Raw genomic sequence first — 22,633 nt, forward strand, 5'->3', positions numbered from 1 at the left:
TTTCCTTATCTAAGCCCAAAACAGGCAGCCTAAAACCTGTGCAAAACTTCGCGGCAGCCTGAAAACACTTACCCCACCATTCCCGCCTGCGCGGGAATGACGTTACGGGAAGAGACCAAGGATGACAAAACAGGCAGCCTGAAAGCCGGTTCGAGCTTTCAGGCTGCCTTTGTCGTTCCGCCGCCTGCTGCGGCAGCGGCGGGATGGGCGATCGCGTATCGGCCTTATTATTCCGTTCATAAAACGGCAAAAAAGAAGCCTGAAAACCGTGCCGTCGGGTTTTCAGGCTGCTTTGGGGTTCGGGATATTCGGGCGTTGCTGTCAGGCTGCTCAGCCGAAAAAGCCCATTTTTACTTGGATCAGTTTTTCGATTTCGGCCAGGGCGCGGCGGCGGGTAACGAAGATGACCAGGTGGTCGCCGTCGGCGAATTCGAGATCGTGGTGGCGGCCCATCACCACTTCTTCGCCGCGCACCACGGCGGCGAGGTGGCAGCCTGAAGGCCATTTGACCTGTTCGACGCGGCGGCCGACGAGGGCGGAGGTTTTTTTGTCGCCGTGCACCACGACTTCGATGACTTCGGCGTTGCCGCGGCGCAGCGGATAGACGGCGGCAACGTCGCCGCGGCGGATGTGGGCGAGCACGCTGCCGATGGTGATCATGTGCGGCGAGACGACAATGTCGATTTGGTTGCCGGTGAGCAGATCGACGTAGCGCGAGCGGTTGATGATGCTGATCACGCGGCGGGCGCCGAGGTTTTTTGCCAGCAGGCCGGCCATGATGTTGTTTTCGTCGTCGTTGGTTACGGCGCAGAAAACGTCGATTTCGTCGATGTATTCGCGGGCAAGCAGCGCTTCGTCGGTGGCCGAGCCGTGCAGCACCAGGGTGTTGTCGAGATTTTCGGCGAGCCATTCGGCGCGGGCGCCGCCTTGTTCGACGATTTTGATGTCGAAGCGGTTTTCCAGCTGTTTGGCCAGCCGGTAGCCAACGTTGCCGCCACCGGCAATCATAATGCGGCGGTTGCTCTGCTCGCGTTGGAACAGCACGTTCATAATGGTGGCGATCTGGCGGCTGTGGCCGACGAAGCAGACTTCGTCGCCTTCCTGAATCAGGGTGTCGGGCTGCGGCACAATCAGGCGGCTGCCGCGGTAAACAGCGCAAATCTGGCAGTCGGTGTTTTCAGGCAGTATGTCGCCGATTTGGATGATGCTGCGGCCGTTGAGCGGGTCGCCGTTGCGGGTCTGCACCACCATCAGGCGGGCGAGATCGCCGGCAAAACGCAGCACCTGCAGCGCCCGCACATAGTCGAGCAGGCCGGCCAGATGGCGGGTAACCAGCTGTTCGGGGTGGATGGAATCGGTTACGGCGAAGGCATCGAGCGCGGGGATATGCCCGTCTTCGGCGCCGTAGTCGAGATAGTCCGACGAGCGCACGCGGGCGATGCGGTTGGGAATATTGAAAAAATCGGCGGCCATTTTGCAGGCCAGCAGATTGGTTTCGTCGCTGCGGGTGAGCGCCAGCAGCATATCGGTGTCGGCGGCGCCCACCTGCTCAAGCAGCACCGGCGAGGCGCCGTTGCCGACCACGGTTTGCACATCGACCAGGCTGCCGATGTTGCGCAGGGCGTTTTCGTCGGTGTCGATGATGCTGACGTCGTTGTTGGGCATGTTCGCCAGCTCCTGCGCGATGGCGGAACCGACTTGACCGCTGCCTAAAATCAGTATTTTCACGGTAATCGGGGATGCGGTGTTTCAGGCTGCCTGAAACGCAAAAAACGGGAAAAGAAAGCAGCCTGAAAAGTTTTCAGGCTGCCTAGGACGTGTTGGCATTCAACACGCCCTAGGGCTTACAGGGCGCGGATCAGATCCTGCACCATCTGCGCCGAATGCACGGCGGCGGTTTGCAGGAAGGTTTCAAAGCTGACCTGCGCTTCGTCGGAGGCGCTGTCGGACACCGCGCGGATAATCACAAAGGGCTTTTGCAGCCGCGTGCAGGTTTGGGCGATGGCGGCGGCTTCCATTTCCACCGCCGCCACGTCGGCAAAACGGCTGCGGATGCGCGCCAGCTCGCTTTCGCTGTGGACAAAACTGTCGCCGCTGACCACCAGCCCGCGGCGCACCGAGGCAGCCTGAAAAGCGGCGGCGGCCTTTTCGGCGGCGGCCATCAGGGTTTCGTCGCTGTCAAAACGCGGCGGCATGCCGGGCAGCTGGCCGTATTGGTAGCCGAAGGCGGTAACGTCGGCATCGTGGTGGGCGCTCTGGCTGCCGATAAGCACATCGCCGATTTTCAGGCCGTCGGCCACGCCGCCGGCGCTGCCGGTGTTGATTACGCAGTCGGGATTAAAGCGCTCGATCAGCAGCGTGGTGGCGATGGCGGCGTTTACCTTGCCGATGCCGCTTAGGCACAGCACCATCTTCCGGCCGGCAAAGCCGCCGCTGTAAATCACGATGTCGCTGCCGAAACGGTGGGTCTGCGGCGCTTCGAGCAGGTTTTTCAGGCTGTCGATTTCGGCTTCCATCGCGCCGATCACGGCAACGGTGTCGATGCGCTTCATGCGAAAATCTCCGTCCATTCGCCGCGTTTGTCGAGCAGGTAGCGGGCGATTTTCTGCGCGCCTTCCAGGCTGTGGCTGGCCGCCCAGCCGCATTGGACAACATTGCAGGCCGGCACTTCGCTGGCGGTGGTTACGTCGTGCAGGGTTTTTTCGATCAGATCGAGCGCGTCTTGATATTCGGGCAGGTTCAGCAGGGTGATGTAAAAGCCGGTTTGGCAGCCCATCGGGCTGATATCGACAATCTTATCGGAATGGTTGCGCGAGAGTTCGGCCATCAGGTGCTCGAGCGAGTGCAGCGAGGGCATGTCCATGTGGTCTTGGTTGGGCTGGCACACGCGCAGGTCGTATTTGTAGATGATGTCGCCGTGGTCGCCGTCGGTAATGCAGGCGAGGCGCACATAGGGGGCTTTGACTTTGGTGTGGTCGAGATTGAAGCTCTCGACATTCATTCTTTTTTCGGCGGTAACGGTGTTCACGATGCGTCCTTCGGGGGTGGGAATGGAAAAGTGCGATTATAGCGCAATCGCCACCGCCATCGGCTTTCAGGCTGCCTGCTAAACGGCACCGCCGTTTGTTTGGTGCGACGATTTTGCTGGGCGGAATAACGGTGTGTAGCGTAGAAAAGGCAGCCTGAAAACGGGTAGGACTGGTTTTCAGGCTGCTTTGGGTTTTCAGGCTGCCTTTTGGGGCTTCGGTTGTAGGGTGCACACCGTGCACCATTGCAGCGGTTGACTGACGGCTGGTGCGCGGGGCGCACCCTACAAATGTGAAATGGCGCGGCGGTTTTGCTTTGGCAGCATAAGGGTGCGCGGCATGGAAAAGGCAGCCTGAAAACAGATTGCTTGGTTTTCAGGCTGCTTTCGGGTTTCAGGCTGCTTTTCCGTGTGGCGATAGGAATGTGGTGGATTGCCGTCCGGCACAAAAGTTTTCAGGCTGCCTGCAGGGGATGCAGGCAGCCTGAAAACGGTTTGGGCGTTTAGGCCAGTTTGCCGTGGCACTGCTTGTATTTCAGCCCGCTGCCGCAGGGGCAGGGATCGTTGCGATGCACCAGCACGCCTTCGTGCGCCAGCGCTTCGGGGGTGTAGGCGCCGTTGTCTTCCTGCGTGGGGCTGAAGGCGTCGCGCACGTATTCGTCGCGGGTTTCGCCGAATACCTGCTGCAGGCCGGGTGCTTCGGCGTGGACGGCCTGCACATGTTCGGGAGTGTGGCTTTCCACTTCGGCTTCGACGTCTTCCTGCGGGCGCACCTGCAGGGAAATCAGAATCATCGCCACACTGTGCTTGATGCCCGCCCACAGGTTTTGGAACATGGCGAAGGCTTCACGCTTGTATTCCTGCTTGGGGTTTTTCTGCGCGTAGCTGCGTAGGTGGATGCCCTGGCGCAAATAGTCCATCGCCGCCAGATGCTCGCGCCATTGGGTATCGATGGTATCGAGCACGATGCGGCGCTCAAACTGGCGGAAGTTTTCTTCGCCGACCATCTCGACTTTTTCGCGGTAGTCTTTTTCCACCTGGCGGATCAGGCGCTGCTTGATTTCTTCGTTTTCCAGCGTGTTGTCTGCCTTGAGCCAGCCCTGGATGTCGGCATGGACGTGGAATTCGCCGGCCAGCACGGCTTCAAGGGTGGAAATTTCCCATTGCTCTTCCACGCTGTCGGCAGGCATATAGCGATCGACCAGACCGCCGATCACGTCGGCGCGCACGTCGCGGGTGTATTCGCCGATATCGGCTTCGGTCAGGATGTGGTTGCGCTGGTGATAGATGACTTTGCGCTGGTCGTTGGCAACGTCGTCGTATTCCAGAACCTGCTTGCGCATATCGAAGTTGCGGCCTTCTACTTTGCGCTGGGCGCCTTCGATCTGGCGGGTGAGAATGCCGGCTTCGATGGCGACGCCGCGCTCGGGGGCGAGACGGTCGAGAATCGCGGCGGCACGATCAAGCGCAAACAGGCGCAGCAGCGGGTCTTCAAACGACAGGTAAAAACGGCTGGAGCCGGGGTCGCCCTGACGGCCGGAGCGGCCGCGCAGCTGGTTGTCGATGCGGCGGCTTTCGTGGCGCTCGGTGCCGATGATGTGCAGGCCGCCGGCTTCGAGCACGCGGCGGTTGTCTTCTTCCCAGCTGTTTTCCAGCGCGCGGATTTGCGCTTCTTTTTCGTCGTCCGACAGGTTTTCGTCGTTGCGGATGGCATCGCTTTGGTGCTGGACGTTGCCGCCGAGCACGATGTCGGTACCGCGGCCGGCCATATTGGTGGCGACGGTAATCATGCCGGGTTTGCCCGCCTGTGCCACAATCAGCGCTTCGCGCTGGTGTTCTTTGGCGTTGAGCACGTTGTGCGGCAGGCCGGCCTTATCAAGCAGGCGCGACACCAGCTCGGAGTTTTCGATGGTGGTGGTGCCGACCAGTACCGGCTGGCCTTTTTCGTGGCAGGCCTGGATGTCTTTGATCACCGCTTCGTATTTTTCTTCGGCGGTGCGGAAGATTTGGTCGTTGTAGTCTTTGCGCTTGATCGGGCGGTTTGTGGGGATGATCACGGTTTCCAGATTGTAGATGTTCTGGAATTCGTAGGCTTCGGTATCGGCGGTGCCGGTCATGCCCGAGAGCTTGGTGTAAAGACGGAAGTAGTTTTGGAAGGTGATGGATGCCAGCGTTTGGTTTTCGCGCTTGATTTCAACGCCTTCTTTGGCTTCCACCGCCTGGTGCAGACCGTCCGACCAGCGGCGGCCGTCCATTAGGCGGCCGGTGTGTTCGTCCACAATCACGATTTCGCCGTCTTTGACCACATAGTGCTGGTCGAGATGGAACAGGTTGTGGGCGCGCAGGGCGGCCATCAGGTGGTGCATCAGCATGATGTTGGCGGTGGAATACAGCGAATCGCCTTCTTTGAGCAGACCCATGCGGATCAGGATGTCTTCGGCATGCTCGTGGCCGGCTTCGCTCAGGATCACCTGATGGGCTTTTTCATCGACCCAGAAATCGCCGTCGCTGTCTTCTTTCTCTTGGCGCGACAGCAGCGGCGGCACCTGGTTCATCACTTGGTAGAGCTGGACGTTGTCGTCGGCCTGGCCGGAAATAATCAGCGGCGTGCGCGCTTCGTCGATCAGAATCGAGTCTACTTCGTCCACCACGGCGAAATTCAGCTCGCGCTGCACTTTGTCGTATTGGTCGGTCACCATATTGTCGCGCAGGTAGTCGAAGCCGAATTCGTTGTTGGTGCCGTAGGTGATGTCGGCGTTATAGGCGGTTTGGCGGTAGAACGGCTCTTGGTTGCTGAGAATCACGCCCACGCTCAGGCCGAGAAAGCCGTAGAGCGGCTCCATAATGCCGGCGTCGCGCTCGGCTAAGTAGTCGTTCACGGTAACCACGTGCACGCCTTTGCCGGAGAGCGCATTCAGATAAACCGGCAGCGTGGCCACCAGCGTTTTGCCCTCGCCGGTGCGCATTTCGGCGATTTTGCCGTAGTGCAGCACCATGCCGCCGATCAGCTGCACGTCGAAATGGCGCATGCCCAGCACGCGGCGCGATGCTTCGCGGCAGACGGCAAAGGCTTCGGGCAGGATGTCGTCCAGCGTGGCGCCCTGCGCCAGCCGCTCTTTGAATTCGGCGGTTTTCGCCTGCAGCGCTTCATCATCGAGCGCCTGCATGGATTCTTCCAGCGCGTTGATTTTGGAAACGGTTTTACGGTATTGCTTGAGCAGCCGGTCGTTGCGGCTGCCGAAGATTTTTTTGGTCAGATTGCTTAGCATTGTTTGCTTTCTTTTGTCCTTGCATGGCCATGTGGCAAAACGGGCGGATTCTAACACAGAGCCGCGGCCGAGCCGGCCAAATGCGGCCAAAGCGGCCGATTTAAAGCCGGTCGCCGCGATTTGTTTGCAACAACTTGCGTTTTTCGCTTTTCAGGCAGCCTGAAAGCGCTTTGGCGCAGGCAGCCTGAAAAGGTTTAGCGGCGGCGTCCGCCGTAGCGTTTTTCCAGCCAGGCAAACAGAATGGTCAGGCAGGAAGTCATCGCCAGATACAGCAGCGCCACGGTATAGGCCGGCTCTTTATAAATGTAGAAGCGGCCGGAGATGGCGTTATACACCGACATCAGTTCGGCCAGGGCAACGGTTGAAACCAGCGAGCTGTCTTTAAGCAGCGTGATGAATTCGTTGCCCAAAGGCGGCAGCATCCGCCGTACCGCCTGCGGCACGATGATGTAGCGCATTGCCTGGCCGTAGCTCAAACCCAGCGAGCGCGCCGCTTCCATCTGGCCGCGGTCGATAGACTGGATGCCGGCGCGGAAAATTTCGGTGATGTAGGCGCCCGAGTTGGTGCCCAGCGCCAGCACGCCGATCAGGAAAGGTCCGTAGTTTTGGCGGAATATTTTGGCTTCTTCGCCGCTGAGAATCCAGCCGCCGTCCGGATGCACGAAAGCGGGAAACCACACATACGCCCATACAAAAAGCTGCACAAACAGCGGTGTGCCGCGAAACACCCACAAATAAACGCCGGACACCGTGCGCAGCAGCCAGGTCAGCGCGCGCAGCGGCCAGGCGCTTTTTTCGGCATTGGCCAGCCGCGCCAGCGCGCCGACCATGCCCAGCACCACGCCCATCAGCGTGGACAGGGCGCTCACGCCCAGAGTCAGCAGGATGCCTTTGGCGAACATCCAGCGGTACTCGTAAATCAGATCGAAATAATCGCTCATCCGTTTCCCCGAAACAGTTGTTGCCGAAAGGCTTTCGGCCGTGGAAAAACGGCGCATTCTACAGCAAAACCGCAGCGCTTTAAGAAAAAAACCGCGCTGCGGTTTCAGGCTGGGAGCAAAGCCATTAGAATACCGCCCTTTCGTGTTTTTACGGCATCCCAAGCTATGGAAATCTGGCTCGGCCGCAAGCTCCCGCCTGCCCTGCAGGGCAGCGCGGTAACCGTCGGCAACTTCGACGGCGTGCATCTCGGCCACCTGCACATTCTCGAACGCCTGCGCGACGAAGCCCGCAGCCGCAAGCTGCGCAGCGTTGCCGTTATTTTCGAGCCGCAGCCGCTCGAATTTTTCGGCCGCCGCCACGGCAGCCCCGCACCGTTGCGGCTGACCCCGCTGCGCGACAAACTCGCCCTGCTGCGTCAGAGCGGCTGCCTGGATGCGGTGTGGGTGCAGCGTTTCAACCCCGAATTTGCCGGCCGCAGCGCCGAAGACTTTATCCAGAGCGTACTGCTTGCCGGACTCGACACCCGCTACCTGCTGATTGGCGACGACTTCCGCTTCGGTCACCGCCGCAGTGGCGATTTTGCCCTGCTGCAGCAGCAGGAAAACTTTGTAACCGAACGCACGCCCAGCATTCTCGTTGCCGGCGAGCGCGCCAGCAGCACCGCAGTGCGCCAGGCATTGCAGGCCGGCCGTCTCGACACCGCCCGCAGCATACTCGGCCATGATTACCGGCTCAGCGGCCACGTCAAACACGGCGCCAAACTCGGGCGCACTTTCGGCGTGCCCACCGCCAACATCCACCTGCCGCCGCACCGCTACGCCTTAAGCGGCGTGTTTGCCGTGCGCGCCGAAGGCAGCTTCGGCCGCCGCGACGGCGTGGCCAGCTTCGGCCTGAACCCCACCGTGTCCGATACGCCCGAGAGCAAGCTCGAAGTGCATCTGTTCAATTTTTCAGGCTGCCTTTACGGCCAGCGCCTGCACATCACCTTTTTGCACAAACTGCGCGACGAAGCCAAATTCGCCGGCCTGGACGAACTCAAAGCCCAAATCCACGCCGACATCGGCGCCGCTAAATGCTGGCTCGCCGCAGCGGCAGCCTGAAAATCTACCGGCCAGATATCAAAACAGGCAGCCTGAAAACGCCGCAAACGTTTTCAGGCTGCCTTTGCGTATCGGCAGGCAGCCTGAAAAGTCTGGGCGGCGGTTTAGGCGCGGGCGGCGATAAAGCGCAGCGCAGCTTCATAGCCGAAGGCGCCGAGACCGGCGATTACGCCGAGCGCTTTGTCGGAGAGATAGGAGTGGTGGCGGAAGTCTTCGCGGGCGTAAACATTGGACAGATGGACTTCGACAAAGGGCAGTGCCACACCCAAAAGGGCGTCGCGGATGGCGATGCTGGTGTGGGTATAGGCGCCGGCGTTGATGATGATGTAATCGTGTGTAGTGCGTGCCTGATGGATGGCATCGACGATTGCACCTTCGTGGTTACTTTGGAAATGGTGAAGCGTGATGCCCAGTTCGGCGGCGGTGTCCTGCAGGCGCGTAACCAGCGTATCGAGGGTGTCGCTGCCGTAAAGCTGCGGCTCGCGCAGGCCGAGCAGGTTGAGATTGGGGCCGTTGATCAGTAAAACGTTCATGGTTTTTCAGGCTGCCTGAAATGTAAGGAAAGGCAAAGTTAGCATAAATCGCAGCAGGCGGCAAAAGGCATCCGCCGCTGCCGGCACCGGATTTTTTCAGGCTGCCTGAAGGGGTTTCGGTAATTTTTGCGACTGTTTGGCGGGTTTGTTGGTATAAATTGCGCGGTATGGTTTTTTGGTAAAGAGAAAATTGCCTATTGCAAAAAAATCTGCAAGGGGTCTTGGCAAGGCGGACAAATTAACGTAAATTAAACTACATGGCGCTACAAATTTGGTGTCATGTACTAAATCAGAAAAAAATCAAAACATTGGAGACCATCATGACTGACTATCAAGCAGGCATTCAGGCAGCCCGTACCCTTAAGCAAGAACATGGCGAAGGCTGGCATGCCATCAATCCCGAGTACGTTGAACGGATGCGTTTGCAAAACCGCTTCAAAACCGGCTTGGACATCGCCAAATACACCGCCGCCATTATGCGCCGCGACATGGCTGCCTACGATGCCGACCACGGGCAGTACACCCAGTCGCTCGGCTGCTGGCACGGCTTTGTGGCGCAGCAGAAGATGATTGCGGTGAAAAAACACCACCAATCCACTGCCAAGCGCTATCTCTACCTTTCAGGTTGGATGGTGGCGGCGATGCGTTCGCAGTTCGGCCCGCTGCCCGACCAGTCCATGCACGAGAAAACCGCGGTGCCGGGGCTGATTGAGGAAATCTACAGCTTCCTGCGCCAGGCGGATGCCCGCGAACTGGATTTGCTGTTTAGCTCGCTTGATAAAGCCCGTGCGGCCGGCGACAAAGCCGCTGAGCAGGACATTCTTTCCAAAATCAACGGTTTTGAAACCCATATCGTACCGATTATCGCCGACATCGACGCCGGTTTCGGCAATGCGGAAGCCACATATCTGCTGGCGAAAAAAATGATTGAAGCCGGCGCCTGCTGCATTCAGATCGAAAACCAGGTTTCCGATGAAAAACAATGCGGCCACCAAGACGGCAAAGTTACCGTGCCGCATGCCGACTTCCTGGCGAAAATCAATGCCGTGCGCTATGCCTTTTTGGAATTGGGCGTGGACGAGGGCGTGATTGTGGCGCGCACCGACTCTTTAGGTGCCGGTCTGACCAAGCAAATCGCCTTCTCCTCCGAAAAAGGCGACTTGGGCGACCAGTACAACAGCTTCTTGGACGGCGAGGAAATCACCGATGTGAGCCAGATTCAAGCCGGCGACGTTATCGTCAATACCAACGGCAAAACCATCAAGCCGACCCGTCTGCCGAGCAATCTTTTCCAGTTCCGCAAAGGCACCGGTATCGACCGCGTGGTGCTCGACTGCATCACTTCGCTGCAAAACGGCGCCGATCTCTTGTGGATCGAAACCGAAAAACCCCACGTCGGCCAGATTAAAGAGATGATGGACAAAATCCGCGCCGTGATTCCGAACGCCAAGCTGGTGTACAACAACAGCCCGTCGTTCAACTGGACGCTGAACTTCCGCCAGCAGGTGTTTGACGCATGGAAAGAAGCCGGCAAAGACGTTTCCGCCTACCAGCGCGACAAACTGATGGGCGCCGAATACGACGAAACCGATCTGGCCAAAGAAGCCGACGAGCGCATCCGCACCTTCCAGCGCGACGCATCGCGCGAAGCCGGCATCTTCCACCACCTGATTACCCTGCCGACCTACCATACCGCCGCCCTGTCCACCGACAATCTGGCCAAAGGCTATTTTGCCGACGAAGGCATGCTGGCCTATGTGAAAGGCGTGCAGCGTCAGGAAATCCGCCAGGGCATCGCCACCGTGAAGCACCAAAATATGGCCGGCTCGGATATCGGCGACAACCACAAAGAATACTTTGCCGGCGAAGCCGCGCTCAAAGCGGGCGGCAAAGACAACACCATGAACCAGTTTTCCTGATTTTGGAGAAAAGAGTTTTCAGGCAGCCTGAAAGGCCGCAAGACTCGCAAGCTGCCTGAAACCCCGCTTTGCTGCTGCGCTGTCTTCCTTTCCGGCGCAGCGGCGAAGGCAGGCGCAAGCCTGTATGTTTGTGAAGCGTAAATCTCTGATTTGAGGTATTTCAGGCAGCCTAGCTGCCTGCTTTTTATTGTCCGGCGAAAACGGGCAGGGCGCGGCAGCGTTTTCAGGCTGCCTGAAGCCGTGGTCGAACGCCGAAAGCAGCCTGAAAAAAACAGGCGATGATGTGTTGAAGAAATGATTGGGCAAGGATTGCCGGCAGCCTGAAAACCTGCAAACGGATATCGGGCACAAAAAAGGACTGGTTCAATATAACCAGTCCTTTGAGCCGAAAGGCAGCCTGAAAGTTTTGGGAACTGCTTTTTCAGGCTGCTTGGGGCTTTGCCGCTTAGGCGAAACTCAGCTTGTCGCCGTCGGCCTGCACATGAATCGTGCTTTCCGGTGCATAGCGGCCTTCGAGCAGCGCTTTGGCCAGCGGGTTTTCGATTTCGGCCTGAATCGCGCGTTTGAGCGGGCGGGCGCCGTACACGGGGTCGAAACCGGCTTGGGCAATTAGGTCGAGTGCGGCTTCGTCCACATTCAGGCGCAGGTTTTGCGCGGCCAAACGTTTTTCCAAGCCTTTGAGCTGGATTTTGGCGATGCTGCGGATATTGGCCTGGTTCAAGCCGTGGAAGACCACCACTTCGTCGATGCGGTTGATCATTTCGGGGCGGAAATGCTCTTTCACGTCTTCCATCACCACTTCTTTCACCGCTTCGTAATCCTGCGTGCCCATCTGCTGGATGTGCTGGCTGCCGATGTTGGAAGTCATCACAATCACGGTGTTTTTAAAGTCCACCGTGCGACCCTGGCCGTCGGTCAGACGGCCGTCGTCCAAGACTTGCAACAGGATGTTGAACACGTCGGGATGCGCTTTTTCCACTTCGTCCAAAAGAATCACGCTGTACGGTTTGCGGCGGACTTGTTCGGTCAGGTAGCCGCCCTCTTCGTAGCCGACATAGCCCGGAGGCGCGCCGATGAGGCGGGCGACGGCGTGTTTTTCCATGTATTCCGACATATCAATGCGGATGAGATGGTCTTCGCTGTCAAACAAAAAGCCTGCCAGCGCTTTGCACAGCTCGGTTTTTCCCACGCCGGTGGGGCCTAAAAACAGGAAGCTGCCGTAGGGTTTGTTGGGGTCGGCAAGACCCGAGCGGCTGCGGCGGATGGCGTCGGACACGGCGCGCACGGCTTCGTCTTGGCCGACCACGCGTTCATGCAATACTTCTTCCATTTTCAGCAGCTTGTCGCGTTCGCCTTCCATCATTTTGGCCACGGGAATGCCGGTCATGCGGGAGACGATTTCGGCCACTTCGTCTGCGCCCACTTCGGTGCGGAACAGTTTGTTGGCCTTTTTGCCTTCGGGATTGCTTTCGGCAGCCTGAAGCTGCTGGCCGAGCTTGGGCAGCTCGCCGTATTCGAGTTCGGACGCACGGGCAAAGTCGCCTTGGCGTTTGGCCTGCTCGATTTTGAACTTGATTTCGTCGATTTGTTTTTTGATGTCGGCGGTGCTGCTGGACGCGGCTTTTTCCGCTTTCCAGATTTCGTCCAAATCGGCGTATTCTTTTTGCAGGCCATCGATTTCTTCGTCGATCAGCTCCAAGCGTTTTTTGCTGGCGTCGTCGCTTTCTTTTTCCACGTGCATCCGCTCCATTTTGAGCTGGATGATGCGGCGGTCGAGTTTGTCCATCTGCTCGGGTTTGGAATCCAACTCCATTTTGATGCGGCTGGCCGCTTCGTCAATCAAATCAATCGCTTTGTCGGGCAGAAAGCGGTCGGTGATGTAGCGGTCGCTCAATTCGGCGGCGGCGACAATCGCCGGGTCGGTGATGTCGATGCCGTGATGGATTTCGTAACGCTCCTGCAAACCGCGCAAAATCGCAATCGTGTCTTCCACGCTGGGTTCGCCCACCAATACTTTTTGGAAACGGCGCTCCAGCGCGGCATCTTTTTCGATGTATTGGCGGTATTCGTCGAGCGTGGTCGCGCCGATGCAGTGCAACTCGCCGCGCGCCAGCGCAGGTTTGAGCATATTGCCCGCGTCCATCGCGCCGTCGGTTTTGCCCGCGCCCACGAGGGTGTGGATTTCGTCGATGAAAATCAGCGTGTTGCCGTCGTCTTTGGCCAAGTCGTTCAACACGGCTTTAAGGCGTTCTTCAAACTCGCCGCGATATTTCGCACCGGCAATCAGCGCGGCCAAATCGAGTACCAGCAGGCGTTTGTTGCGCAGGCTTTCGGGTACTTCGCCGTTCACAATACGCTGCGCCAGGCCTTCCACAATTGCGGTTTTGCCCACGCCCGGCTCGCCGATAAGCACGGGGTTGTTTTTGGTACGGCGTTGCAGAACCTGAATCGCGCGGCGGATTTCGTCGTCGCGGCCGATTACTGGGTCGAGCTTGCCGTCGCGGGCGCGCTGGGTTAAATCGAGGGTGTATTTTTTCAAGGCGTCGCGTTGGTCTTCGGCATTTTGGTTGTCCACGGATTGTCCTCCTCGCATGGTGTCTATGGCTTGGTTTAGGGCGGCTTCGCTCACTCCGGCGGAGACCAGAAGCTGGTTGGTCGCGCCTTTTTCCTGCATCAGCGCCAGCAGGAAGAGTTCGCTGGCAATGTAGGCGTCGCCACGTTTGGCGGCGGCTTTTTCCATCAGGTTCAAAACGTTTTGCAGCTCGCGGCTGGGCGGCAGCTCACCCCCTTGGCCGCTAACGCGCGGCAGCGAAGCGAGCGACTGCGCCACGTTGCTTTGCAGGCGGCCAAGATCGGCACCGGCATTGGCCAAAAGCGCGCCCATGCCGCTGTTTTTGTCGTCGAGCAGGGCTTTGAGTACATGGCCGGCTTCGAGATAGGGATTGTCTTTGCCCAAGGCCAAGCTGTGCGCCTGTTGCAAGGCCTGTTGGAAACGGGCGGTCAGTTTGTCAAATTGCATAATATTCCTTTTTTGTTGTGTCAAATCACTTCTGACGCGCTATATAAAGACGATGTGGGTGAAAACAAGGGTGCTGTGGATAAAAAATTAAGTTTTAAAAATTAGCCGCATAGTGCTTTCAGGCTGCCTGAAAGGCAGTTTGTGCTTGGCAATTTGGGGAAAACCCACTATGATTCGCGGCTTGTTTTTGGAAGCGTGGCAGAGCGGTTTAATGCAGCGGTCTTGAAAACCGTCGGGTGTAACAGCCCCGTGAGTTCGAATCTCACCGCTTCCGCCACTCCTTTTTAATATCAGGGAAACGTGGCAGAGAGGCTGAATGCAGCGGACTCGAAATCCGCTAAGGGCGCAAGTCCTTCGTGGGTTCGAATCCCACCGTTTCCGCCAATATTTAGGATTCAGAACAAACAAGCCGGCAGCGCCAAGCTGCCGGCTTGTTTTTGTCTGCCGGATTCAAACGGTATTGGGAGCGTTTGGGTTTTCAGGCTGCTTTTGGCTTTCAGGCTGCCACAAATAGCCTTTCAGGCTGCCTGCTTCGGGCAGCCAGCCGTTGGCGCAGCCGTTGGCGCCGGCGCGCAGGTTGGCGGCGGCGGCGACTTCGCCGTTTTCGTCCAGCGCCAGCGGCCAGTAGGGGCGGACGAAGGCGGGCACGCGGGCTTCCTGCAGCAGCTTGGCGATATCTTTGCTGCCGACGGCCAGCCGCAGGGTGTCGCCGCTTTTCAGGCTGCGGATGCTGCCGGGGCGGTTTAGGGTTTCGTCGGACAAGCCCCAGGCGGCGCGGCGCCAGCGCAGGCCGAGCGCTTCGGCGGCGGCTTTCAGGCTGCCTGAAAAATGGTTTTCTTTATTGTGCCACGGAAAACGGCCGGCAAAATCGTCGGGCACCGCAAACAAGCGGCCGCGGTCGGCGCAGGCATGGCCGTGCGGCAGCGGCCATTGCAGATGAGCGCCGGCGTGGTGTTTCAGGCTGCTTTCAAAGGCGGCAAGACTGCGCGGGTTGGGGCTGCCAAGCGCGTGTTCGCGGGTAAAGCGCAGCAGCTGGCTGCGGCGGCGCGCGGGGCTGAGTGCCTGCCAGCGGCGGCAGTCGAACACGCCCTGCGGGTGCAGCGCCTGCCAGTCGGCATCTTCGATTTCGGCGAGCAGCGCGCGCTCCTGCTGCAGCTGCGTGATGGCGGCGAGAATGTGGCGCTCGGCGTGTGGCAGCCGTGCGGAGAGCTGCGGCAGCAGGTGGTGGCGCAGCCAGTTGCGCAGCAGGGCAGGGTTGCGGTTGCTGTCGTCGTCCAGCCAGTCGAGACCGCGGCTGCGGGCATAAGCTTCGATGCGGTTGCGGGAAAAGGGCAAGAGCGGCCGTAGCAGGCGCACGGTTTGTTGTCCGCCGCCGGCCAGCAGCCGTTCGGTAGGCATCGCCGACAGGGCGCGCACGCCGCCGCCGCGCAGGGCGGCCAGCCAGAAGGTTTCGATTTGGTCGTCACGATGGTGGCCTAGGGCGACAAAGTCGGTGTCCAAGCGGGAGAAGACGGCATAGCGTTCGCGTCGGGCGGCGGCTTCGATGCCCTGTCCGCGCGGATCGACGCGGACAAAGGCAGCCTGAAAGGGAATATCCAAGTCAGCGCAGTAGCGTTCGCACCAGGCTGCCCAGTCGTCGGCGCGCGGATTGAGCCCGTGGTGGACGTGGACGGCGGCCAGTTCCGCCCCCAGCTCGTCGCGGGCGCGGGCGAGCAGGTGCAGCAGCACCACCGAATCGACACCGCCGCTCAGCGCAGCCGTCAGCCGCCGGCCCTTGAGATCGGGCAGCTTGGCGAGCAGTTCGGGCAAAAGGTCGGCGGCATCGGCCACGGTTTTCTCCGGCGGGTTAAAGCGCGGCATCATAATATATCGCGCCGCCGCGTGAAACGGCTGCGGCAGTTTCGTGCGCCCCAAGCGGCTGCTGCGGCAAATTTTGCCGGTGGCGGGATACTTTTCAGGCTGCTTGGTGTTAGAATACCGCGGCTTGGCTGCCTGCGGGCGGCATTTGTCTGTCTGGCTTTTTTGGAAACCCTTTGCCCATGATTCATATCGTTGCCTTTTTGATCGAGAATTTTTCCGACATCGCTGCCTGCCCGCAGGGACAGGATTTGGGCGAGATGCTGGAAAACGCCGGCTTTGCCGACGAAGAAATCGGCAAGGCGCTGATGGTGCTGGAGCTGCTGGACGAGCAGGGCGACATCGATACCGCTGCTTTTGACAGCACCGCGATGCGGGTTTACCACGACGACGAATGCGAAGTGCTGCCCGCCGAAGTGCGCTCGCTGCTGTATTTTCTGGAAAAACAGCAGGCATTAAAGCCGGCCGAGCGCGAGTTTGTGATTCACGCGCTGATGCATCTGCCTTTTGACGAAATCACGCTGGAAAACGCCAAAGTGCTGGCATTGCTGGTGTTGTGGGCGCAGCGCACCGAACTGCCCACACTGATTGGCGACGATTTGATGAGCGTGCTGCACGGCAAGGGAACCATGCACTGACACATGCCGCAGGCAGCCTGCATTTTGCCGCCCGACAAAGTACAGGCTGCTTTTGACACCGCCCGCATAAGGCACGTACGCATTGCCGCACATACGGGCGAAACGATGATTGGAATTGAATATGAAAAAATACATTTTCACCGCGTTATTCCTGACCGCGCTGCCCTTTCACACCGCCAATGCAGCCTGCACGATTACGCCCGAAGGCATCGGCGGCGTGAAGCTGGGGCAGACGCTGGCCCAAGTCAAACGCGCCTTTCCGCACATGAAAGTCCGCAGCGAATCCGACGCGGAAGGTGTGGAAATGTGGCGGCTGCCCGTTGCGCCGAACGCGGTGGTGTACGCACATGTGGAAGAAGGGCGGCGCGGCAGAATCGATTTTCTGGAAACCTTTTCCGCCGCCTGCCGCACAAAAGACGGCGTTCACCCCGCCATGCGCCTGACGCAGGTTGCGCAAAAATGGGGGCGGCTGAACCACATCACCATGAGCGAAATCGAAATGCGCCAATTCGCCCAATTTGCCCGGCAGCCTGCACGAATCGGCCTGCGCGTGGAAGGCGGCGACTTCGGCACGCAGGCAGCCGATGTGGAACTGCCGCTGAACACGTCCAAAGCATCGCCCGGCGCAAAAGTATTGAGCATACAGATTGCCCGCTGAACGAAGGTGCAGGCTGCTTTTTGCCGCAAAAACCACCCTGCCCCTTGCCAAAAACACCATATTATTAAGAATAATAAAAAAAGAGCTTTCAGGCAGCCTGCACTTTGTATTGTGAAATGCAGGCTGCTTTAACAACCTTGTTGAACAAAAAAGAAGACTATGTCCAAAAACCTATTGATTGTCGAATCCCCAAACAAAATCAAATCCATCAAAAAATATCTGGGCGGCGATTTCGAAGTGCTCGCCTCGTTCGGCCATGTGCGCGATCTGGTGCCGAAAAACGGCGCGGTCGATCCCGAGCACGATTTCGCGATGAAATACGAAGTGCCGGCCAAAAGCAAAAAGCACATCGATGCCATCGTGGCTGCTGCCAAAGAAGCGGAAAACCTGTATCTGGCTACCGACCCGGATCGGGAAGGCGAGGCGATTTCCTGGCATATTTACGAAATCCTGAAATCCAAGCGCGGCATTAAGGATTTGGAAGCGCGCACGCAGCGGGTGGTGTTTCACGAAGTGACCCAAAAAGGCGTTCAGGCTGCCCTGCAGCAGCCGCGCAAGCTGGATATGGACTTGGTCGATGCCCAGCAGGCGCGCCGTGCGCTGGACTATCTGGTCGGCTTCAATCTGTCGCCCTTGTTGTGGAAAAAGATCCGCCGCGGCCTGAGTGCGGGGCGGGTGCAGAGTCCGGCGCTGCGGCTGATTTGCGAGCGCGAAAATGAAATCCGCGCCTTTGAAAGCCAGGAATACTGGAGCGTGCATCTGGACAGCCACAAAGGCCGCACCAAATTCACGGCCAAGCTGGCGCAATGGCAGGGCGTGAAGCTCGAGCAGTTCTCGCTGCCCGACGAAGCGTCGCAGGCTGCCGTGCTGGCGGCGATGCAGGGCAAAGAAGCGAAAGTGGCCGAAGTTGCCAAGAAAAAGGCCGCCCGCAAGCCCGCCGCGCCCTATACCACTTCGACCATGCAGCAGGATGCCGTGCGCAAGCTCGGTTTCACCACCGACCGCACCATGCGCACCGCCCAGCAGCTGTTTGAAGGCGTGGACGTGGGGCAGGGCGCCGTCGGCCTGATTACCTATATGCGTACCGACAGCGTTACCCTGTCCGACGACGCGCTCACTGAAATCCGCCACTATATTGATAACAAAATCGGTGCCGACTACCTGCCCAAAGCCGCCAAAGTCTATAAAACCAAATCGAAAAACGCCCAAGAAGCCCACGAAGCCGTGCGCCCGACTTCGGTTTACCGCACGCCCGAGAGCGTCAAGCCCTTTCTTTCCGCCGACCAGTTCAAGCTCTACCAGATGATTTGGCAGCGCACTGTCGCCTGCCAGATGGTTGAAGCCCGCTTTGACGCCACTACTGTCGATATTGCCGTCGGCGACGGCGTGTTCCGCGCCAACGGCCAAGTGCTGGTGTTTGCCGGCTTTTTAAGCGTGTATCAGGAAGGCCAGGACGAAGACGACGAGAGCGAAGAGGGCAAAAAGCTGCCTGAAATGGCCGTTGGCGACGTGCTGCCGGTGGACGCGCTCTACGGCGAGCAGCACTTCACCCAGCCGCCGCCGCGCTTTAACGAAGCCACGCTGGTCAAAGCGCTGGAAGAATTCGGCATCGGCCGCCCGTCCACCTACGCCAGCATCATCAAAACGCTCAAAGACCGCGAATACGTAACCGTTGACCAGCGCCGCTTCCTGCCCACCGATACCGGCGAAATCGTCAACAAATTCCTGACCGAGCATTTCGAGCAGTACGTCGATTACGACTTCACCGCCAAACTCGAAGACCAGCTCGACGACATCGCCAGCGGCAAGCGCCAATGGATACCGGTGATGGACAAATTCTGGAAAGGTTTCCACAAACAAATCGAAGAGAAAGAAGGCATCGAGCGCGCCAAAATCACCACCGAAGCACTCGACGAAACCTGCCCCAAATGCGGCAAGCACCAGCTGCAGATCAAATTCGGCAAACGCGGCCGCTTCATCGCCTGCTCCGGCCACCCCGAATGCGACTACACCCGCAACATCGGCGAAACCGCCGAGCAGGCCGCCGAGCGCATCGCCCAAGACGCCGCCGAGCAGGCCGAACTCGAAGGCAGAAGCTGCCCCCAATGCGGCGGCCAGCTCGTGTACCGCAAAGGCCGCTTCGGCAAATTCATCGGCTGCGGCAACTACCCCAAATGCAAATACATCGAGTCCAAAGAAAAACCCAAAGACACTGGCGTTACCTGCCCGCAATGTAAAAAAGGCCACCTGACCGAGCGCAAATCCCGCTTCGGCAGCCTGTTTTACAGCTGCAGCGAATATCCCGACTGCAAATACGCCGTTTCCAACCCCCCGCTTGCCGAAGAATGCCCCAACTGCCACTGGCCGGTGCTCACACTCAAAACCACCAAACGCTGGGGCGTGGAAAAAGTCTGTCCGCAAAAAGAATGCGGCTGGAAAGAGCAGGTAGAACCGCCCGCACCGAAAGAATAGGCAGCCTGAAAGCCAAAAGGCAGCCTGAAAGCCGGTATTTCAGTTTTAGCTTCGCAACTCCGCTTCGCTACGCAGGCTGCCTTAATCCACAAAACCAACAAGGAAATCTTATGAACAACACCATCCTAACCAGCGTTCTGCTTGCCGTCTCATTCACCCTATGCACCCCAGCCGTTGCCGCATCGGCTAAAACGCAGCCTGAAAGCAAAACCAGCACCCAGCAAAGCCAACAAGACAAGCTGGAAATCGCCCAACATATCCGCAGCGAAGACCTTGTCGGGATATGGGGCGCAGGCGCCGAAACCAGCGAAGGCTCGCTGCTGAACATGACCATTATGAAAAGAGACGGCACAGGCACAGACCTGATGGTTTTCGTTATCAACAATCCCGAAAGCAGCCTGAAAATCAAACAAGCATTCAGCTGGCAGTTTGACGAAAAAACGCAAACATTCACCCAGCGCACCACCGATTTTGCCACTTCCGAAGACGGCAAAACTTACAAACAAGACCCATCTAAAATCGGCAAAACCCGCACCGCCAAAGTGCGTATGCTGCTGTTGGGCGGCAAACCCGATATGCTGGAATTTACGGATACCGCCAACGGCGAAAAAATCAGCTACTTCAAACAAAACCCCGCCAAATTAAGGGAAGCCTTGAAATAATCAGGCGCAAACCAAAGGCAGCCTGAAAACCCATGCCGATAAAAAACGCCCGTGAACTCAAAATCACGGGCGTTGGCACATAAGAAGCGCTTAGGCGGCGATTTTCTCGCACTCGCGGGCGCAGTTGGTGCAAGACTCGTAGCAGGCTTTGCACTCGGCGTGGTGGGCGGCGTGTTTTTTGCACGCGGCGGCGCACTGTTTGCACGCTTCCGCGCACACTTTGGCCAGCGCCGGAGTCAGCGGCGAGCGTTGTGCGGCCAGGTTTTGCAGCGCGCCGCACAGGGCGAGCATCTGGTTGGCGGCAGCGGCGCAGTCTTTCATGCTGGTATCGCCGCGGCTGAGCAGGTCGATGCAATGGGCCAGGCAGGCTTGACCGGCGCTCACGCAGTGGCCGGCAGCTTTGCGGGCGGCTTCGTAGGGATTGGCGGCCGCACCGTGCTGGTGGTCGTGCGCGCCGTGGTCGTGGCCGGGATGGGCCTGGGCAACAGCAGCGGCAACAGCCAGCGATACGGCGGCAGAGCCGCTGATAAATTGACGACGGTTCATGGGATTTCCTTGTAGTTTGTGAAACGGATGCGCGGCACTCGGCGCGCGCGGGCGCGAATTTAACATATCTTGATGTTTGTGAAAATCGGTTTGAAAGGCAGCCTGAAAACTTTTTCAGGCTGCCTTTTACCCCAACACAGGATAATCAACATGCCCCGCCGTGCCACCGTCGAACATGGTCGTGCGGTAGTAGGTCGGGCATTTATGCTCGAATCTTGGCGAACAGGATTCGTCGGGCATAAATGCCCGACCTACGAACTTCGGCGTGGTCGGTGTAGGCGGTAACGGTGATGCCGGCGGCGCTGCACAGGTGCAAATACCAGAGTTTGTGGCAGGCGGAAACGGCGGCCAGCAGCATGTCTTCGGGGTTGTGGCGGTGTTCGTCGCCGCGAAAGGCGGGGTCGGACGAGCCGAAAAGGTCGGGTTTGCCGGCGATTTGGACGGTGTAATCGCGCGAATAGGCGGTGTAGGACGATGTGCCGCTGCCCAAATTACCCGTCCATTCGACGGTGGCGCGGTAGGTGTGTTGTTTGCTCATGGTGTCTCCTTGTGGCTTGGTGGTTTTGCTGCGTTGAAACTGCGCTTTGAGGGCAGCCTGCACGGATTATACCGAACGGGCGGTGCAGTCGAATATTTGGATTTGCCGTGCATTAAATGTGCAGGCTGCTTTTTCAGACGGCCGCCTTGCCCGATTTATTTTCTTTCTTTATTATCCAGCACTTTGTTTTACCCGAAGAAAGAACGCCATGTCCATTTCCTTTGTCCGCACTGCGCTTCTGGCCGGCCTTGTTTGCCTGTCCGCCGCCTGTTCCAGCCTTGATTCCAGCATGAAACGCTATGTCGGCAAACCCATCGATATCGTTTACGAACGCTACGGCCGCGCGCCCGACACTGAACGCGTCAAAGTTGGCGAAAACCGCTATTCCTATTTTTGGCGTTTCACCTACTATTACCCCGGCGGCCGCGAATACCAAGGCAGCAGCCAAAACGGCCCCATCATCACCAACTATTACAGCGACGTCTGCTACGGCCAGCACAGCGACCGCACCTTTTTTACCAATTCGGAAGGCATCATCATCGATTACCACTGGGCGCTCAGCAATTCATGGCGCGTGAATTGTAACAATCATGTTATGGGACGGCCGCCCCGATAAGTCCGCCTGAAAGCGCGAGCTTCCACGGAGTTGGAACACAAAAAGCAGCCTGCACATTCACAAAACAAGTGCAGGCTGCTTTTTTCGTGTTCAGGTAGCCTCCCGCGACAAATATTTCCCCGCTTCGCGCAGGCTCAGTTTGGCCATTTTGTGCCGGTGGCGGTCGATAAAGCCTTGTACCCATTCGGGATTGGTTTTGCTGTAATCACGCAATGCCCAGCCGATGGCTTTGTTGATGAAAAATTCTTTTTGCCCCAGATTGTTGCAGATGATTCTTTCCAGCAGCGCGGTGTCGGTGTGCTGTTTGCGGAGCAGTTGGTGGTCGATGGCGACGCGGCGCAGCCAGATGTTGTCGTGCGTGCTCCATGCTAATAGGACGGTATTGACTTCAGGGTGGCGCAGGGCGATGTCGCCGACAATGCGGTCGAGTACGTCGGCGCTGTCCCACCATGATTTTTCGGTAATCAGTGTTTGCAAACGCGGGATGTCTTGCGGGGTCAGGTGTTGCTGCATTTTTTTCAGATATTCGAGCGCGGCGTATTGCAGTTCGCGGTGCGGGTCGTCCCAGCAGCGGCGCACAAAATTCCAATCGACCGGCTGTTTGGCGGCGTCTTTGAAAAACGGGCGGCACATGCGGGCAAGCTCTGGTTTGCCGATGCCGAAATAGGCAAAACGGTGTTTCATGTATGCCTGCATCGGCACGGCGCGTTCGGGGTTCGCGTGTTGTTGCAGAATGGCGAGCAGGGCGGGGTAGTCCATACGTTTTTCCTCTTTAAAAGAGATGGCAGGATTTGGGGTCGTCTGAAAGGGTTCTGAATTGGGGTGCAGGCTGCTTTTCA

The 22,633-nt window shown here is 58.4% G+C and carries 17 protein-coding genes, 2 tRNA genes and 1 pseudogene; 9 read left to right on the forward strand and 11 right to left on the reverse strand.

What is annotated here, in order from left to right:
• Positions 1-330: 330 nt before the first annotated feature.
• The 5 genes from trkA to OP500_RS01170 form a co-directional block, all read right to left on the reverse strand.
• Positions 331-1,728: a Trk system potassium transporter TrkA gene (gene trkA / locus OP500_RS01150; RefSeq protein WP_274069947.1), complete on the reverse strand. Its 1,398-nt coding sequence runs from the start codon at positions 1,726-1,728 to the stop codon at positions 331-333.
• Positions 1,729-1,844: 116 nt separating this feature from the next.
• A complete protein-coding gene (gene mtnN, locus OP500_RS01155; protein ID WP_274069948.1) occupies positions 1,845-2,552 on the reverse strand; it encodes a 5'-methylthioadenosine/S-adenosylhomocysteine nucleosidase in 708 nt (235 codons plus the stop codon).
• On the reverse strand, positions 2,549-3,001 hold the full coding sequence (locus OP500_RS01160) for an S-ribosylhomocysteine lyase (RefSeq protein WP_238745582.1): 453 nt from the start codon (positions 2,999-3,001) through the stop codon (positions 2,549-2,551). The genes mtnN and OP500_RS01160 overlap by 4 nt, the downstream gene beginning before the upstream one ends.
• A 527-nt stretch (positions 3,002-3,528) precedes the next feature.
• Positions 3,529-6,294 (reverse strand): preprotein translocase subunit SecA, encoded by a 2,766-nt coding sequence (gene secA / locus OP500_RS01165; RefSeq protein ID WP_238745358.1) that lies wholly within the window; start codon positions 6,292-6,294, stop codon positions 3,529-3,531.
• Between the two features lie 194 nt (positions 6,295-6,488).
• On the reverse strand, positions 6,489-7,235 hold the full coding sequence (locus tag OP500_RS01170) for an amino acid ABC transporter permease (protein WP_238745356.1): 747 nt from the start codon (positions 7,233-7,235) through the stop codon (positions 6,489-6,491).
• Positions 7,236-7,400: 165 nt separating this feature from the next.
• On the opposite strand from OP500_RS01170, the gene ribF reads away from it, so the two are divergent.
• Positions 7,401-8,336 carry a bifunctional riboflavin kinase/FAD synthetase gene (ribF, locus tag OP500_RS01175; protein ID WP_238745354.1) on the forward strand — a complete coding sequence of 312 codons (936 nt, stop codon included), beginning with the start codon at positions 7,401-7,403 and terminating at the stop codon, positions 8,334-8,336.
• A gap of 104 nt (positions 8,337-8,440) precedes the next feature.
• Here the strand turns inward: ribF and aroQ are convergent, their stop codons facing one another.
• Positions 8,441-8,869, reverse strand: a complete 429-nt coding sequence (aroQ, locus tag OP500_RS01180; protein WP_238745352.1) for a type II 3-dehydroquinate dehydratase — start codon at positions 8,867-8,869, stop codon at positions 8,441-8,443.
• A gap of 320 nt (positions 8,870-9,189) precedes the next feature.
• On the opposite strand from aroQ, the gene OP500_RS01185 reads away from it, so the two are divergent.
• Positions 9,190-10,788 (forward strand): isocitrate lyase, encoded by a 1,599-nt coding sequence (locus OP500_RS01185; protein WP_238745350.1) that lies wholly within the window; start codon positions 9,190-9,192, stop codon positions 10,786-10,788.
• Positions 10,789-11,233: 445 nt separating this feature from the next.
• On the opposite strand, the gene clpB is transcribed toward OP500_RS01185, so the two are convergent.
• The gene (clpB, locus tag OP500_RS01190; RefSeq protein ID WP_238745349.1) at positions 11,234-13,807 is read right to left on the reverse strand and encodes an ATP-dependent chaperone ClpB; all 2,574 of its coding nucleotides are present in this window, start codon (positions 13,805-13,807) and stop codon (positions 11,234-11,236) included.
• A gap of 189 nt (positions 13,808-13,996) precedes the next feature.
• On the opposite strand from clpB, the gene OP500_RS01195 reads away from it, so the two are divergent.
• Together OP500_RS01195 and OP500_RS01200 are read left to right on the forward strand one after the other, a co-directional pair.
• A tRNA-Ser gene (locus tag OP500_RS01195) sits at positions 13,997-14,084 on the forward strand.
• 17 nt (positions 14,085-14,101) lie between these two features.
• A tRNA-Ser gene (locus OP500_RS01200) sits at positions 14,102-14,191 on the forward strand.
• A 66-nt stretch (positions 14,192-14,257) separates the two neighbouring features.
• Here the strand turns inward: OP500_RS01200 and tilS are convergent.
• The gene (tilS, locus tag OP500_RS01205) at positions 14,258-15,670 is read right to left on the reverse strand and encodes a tRNA lysidine(34) synthetase TilS (protein ID WP_274069949.1); all 1,413 of its coding nucleotides are present in this window, start codon (positions 15,668-15,670) and stop codon (positions 14,258-14,260) included.
• A 176-nt stretch (positions 15,671-15,846) separates the two neighbouring features.
• On the opposite strand from tilS, the gene OP500_RS01210 reads away from it, so the two are divergent.
• The 4 genes from OP500_RS01210 to OP500_RS01225 all read left to right on the forward strand — a co-directional run bounded on the left by OP500_RS01210 (position 15,847) and on the right by OP500_RS01225 (position 20,094).
• The gene (locus OP500_RS01210; RefSeq protein WP_238745345.1) at positions 15,847-16,302 is read left to right on the forward strand and encodes a DUF494 family protein; all 456 of its coding nucleotides are present in this window, start codon (positions 15,847-15,849) and stop codon (positions 16,300-16,302) included.
• Positions 16,303-16,423: 121 nt separating this feature from the next.
• Complete coding sequence (locus OP500_RS01215) at positions 16,424-16,960, forward strand: hypothetical protein (RefSeq protein ID WP_238745342.1); 537 nt, start codon at positions 16,424-16,426, stop codon at positions 16,958-16,960.
• Positions 16,961-17,119: 159 nt separating this feature from the next.
• On the forward strand, positions 17,120-19,432 hold the full coding sequence (gene topA / locus OP500_RS01220) for a type I DNA topoisomerase (RefSeq protein ID WP_238745340.1): 2,313 nt from the start codon (positions 17,120-17,122) through the stop codon (positions 19,430-19,432).
• 110 nt (positions 19,433-19,542) lie between these two features.
• Positions 19,543-20,094 (forward strand): hypothetical protein, encoded by a 552-nt coding sequence (locus tag OP500_RS01225; protein WP_238745339.1) that lies wholly within the window; start codon positions 19,543-19,545, stop codon positions 20,092-20,094.
• Between the two features lie 90 nt (positions 20,095-20,184).
• On the opposite strand, the gene OP500_RS01230 is transcribed toward OP500_RS01225, so the two are convergent.
• Entirely contained in the window at positions 20,185-20,640 is a 456-nt protein-coding gene (locus OP500_RS01230; protein ID WP_238745338.1) for a four-helix bundle copper-binding protein, read from the reverse strand.
• A 259-nt stretch (positions 20,641-20,899) separates the two neighbouring features.
• Positions 20,900-21,178 (reverse strand): annotated as a pseudogene (locus tag OP500_RS01235) (OsmC family protein); the annotation flags it as partial.
• Positions 21,179-21,386: 208 nt separating this feature from the next.
• Between OP500_RS01235 and OP500_RS01240 the strand changes: the two are divergent.
• Complete coding sequence (locus OP500_RS01240) at positions 21,387-21,794, forward strand: hypothetical protein (protein ID WP_238745337.1); 408 nt, start codon at positions 21,387-21,389, stop codon at positions 21,792-21,794.
• A gap of 90 nt (positions 21,795-21,884) precedes the next feature.
• Here the strand turns inward: OP500_RS01240 and OP500_RS01245 are convergent, their stop codons facing one another.
• Positions 21,885-22,553, reverse strand: a complete 669-nt coding sequence (locus tag OP500_RS01245) for a DNA alkylation repair protein (protein ID WP_238745336.1) — start codon at positions 22,551-22,553, stop codon at positions 21,885-21,887.
• Positions 22,554-22,633 lie beyond the last annotated feature (80 nt).

The organism is Kingella sp. SNUBH-2017 (assembly GCF_028680565.1).
Lineage (GTDB): Bacteria > Pseudomonadota > Gammaproteobacteria > Burkholderiales > Neisseriaceae > Kingella_D > Kingella_D pumchi.

Coding starts and splice junctions, on each gene's coding strand:
- mtnN (WP_274069948.1), bottom strand. CDS start 2,552: ATGAAGCGCATCGACACCGTTGCCGTGATCGGCGCGATGGAAGCCGAA.
- OP500_RS01160 (WP_238745582.1), bottom strand. CDS start 3,001: ATGAATGTCGAGAGCTTCAATCTCGACCACACCAAAGTCAAAGCCCCC.
- secA (WP_238745358.1), bottom strand. CDS start 6,294: ATGCTAAGCAATCTGACCAAAAAAATCTTCGGCAGCCGCAACGACCGG.
- OP500_RS01170 (WP_238745356.1), bottom strand. CDS start 7,235: ATGAGCGATTATTTCGATCTGATTTACGAGTACCGCTGGATGTTCGCC.
- ribF (WP_238745354.1), top strand. CDS start 7,401: ATGGAAATCTGGCTCGGCCGCAAGCTCCCGCCTGCCCTGCAGGGCAGC.
- aroQ (WP_238745352.1), bottom strand. CDS start 8,869: ATGAACGTTTTACTGATCAACGGCCCCAATCTCAACCTGCTCGGCCTG.
- OP500_RS01185 (WP_238745350.1), top strand. CDS start 9,190: ATGACTGACTATCAAGCAGGCATTCAGGCAGCCCGTACCCTTAAGCAA.
- clpB (WP_238745349.1), bottom strand. CDS start 13,807: ATGCAATTTGACAAACTGACCGCCCGTTTCCAACAGGCCTTGCAACAG.
- tilS (WP_274069949.1), bottom strand. CDS start 15,670: ATGATGCCGCGCTTTAACCCGCCGGAGAAAACCGTGGCCGATGCCGCC.
- OP500_RS01210 (WP_238745345.1), top strand. CDS start 15,847: ATGATTCATATCGTTGCCTTTTTGATCGAGAATTTTTCCGACATCGCT.
- OP500_RS01215 (WP_238745342.1), top strand. CDS start 16,424: ATGAAAAAATACATTTTCACCGCGTTATTCCTGACCGCGCTGCCCTTT.
- topA (WP_238745340.1), top strand. CDS start 17,120: ATGTCCAAAAACCTATTGATTGTCGAATCCCCAAACAAAATCAAATCC.
- OP500_RS01225 (WP_238745339.1), top strand. CDS start 19,543: ATGAACAACACCATCCTAACCAGCGTTCTGCTTGCCGTCTCATTCACC.
- OP500_RS01230 (WP_238745338.1), bottom strand. CDS start 20,640: ATGAACCGTCGTCAATTTATCAGCGGCTCTGCCGCCGTATCGCTGGCT.
- OP500_RS01240 (WP_238745337.1), top strand. CDS start 21,387: ATGTCCATTTCCTTTGTCCGCACTGCGCTTCTGGCCGGCCTTGTTTGC.
- OP500_RS01245 (WP_238745336.1), bottom strand. CDS start 22,553: ATGGACTACCCCGCCCTGCTCGCCATTCTGCAACAACACGCGAACCCC.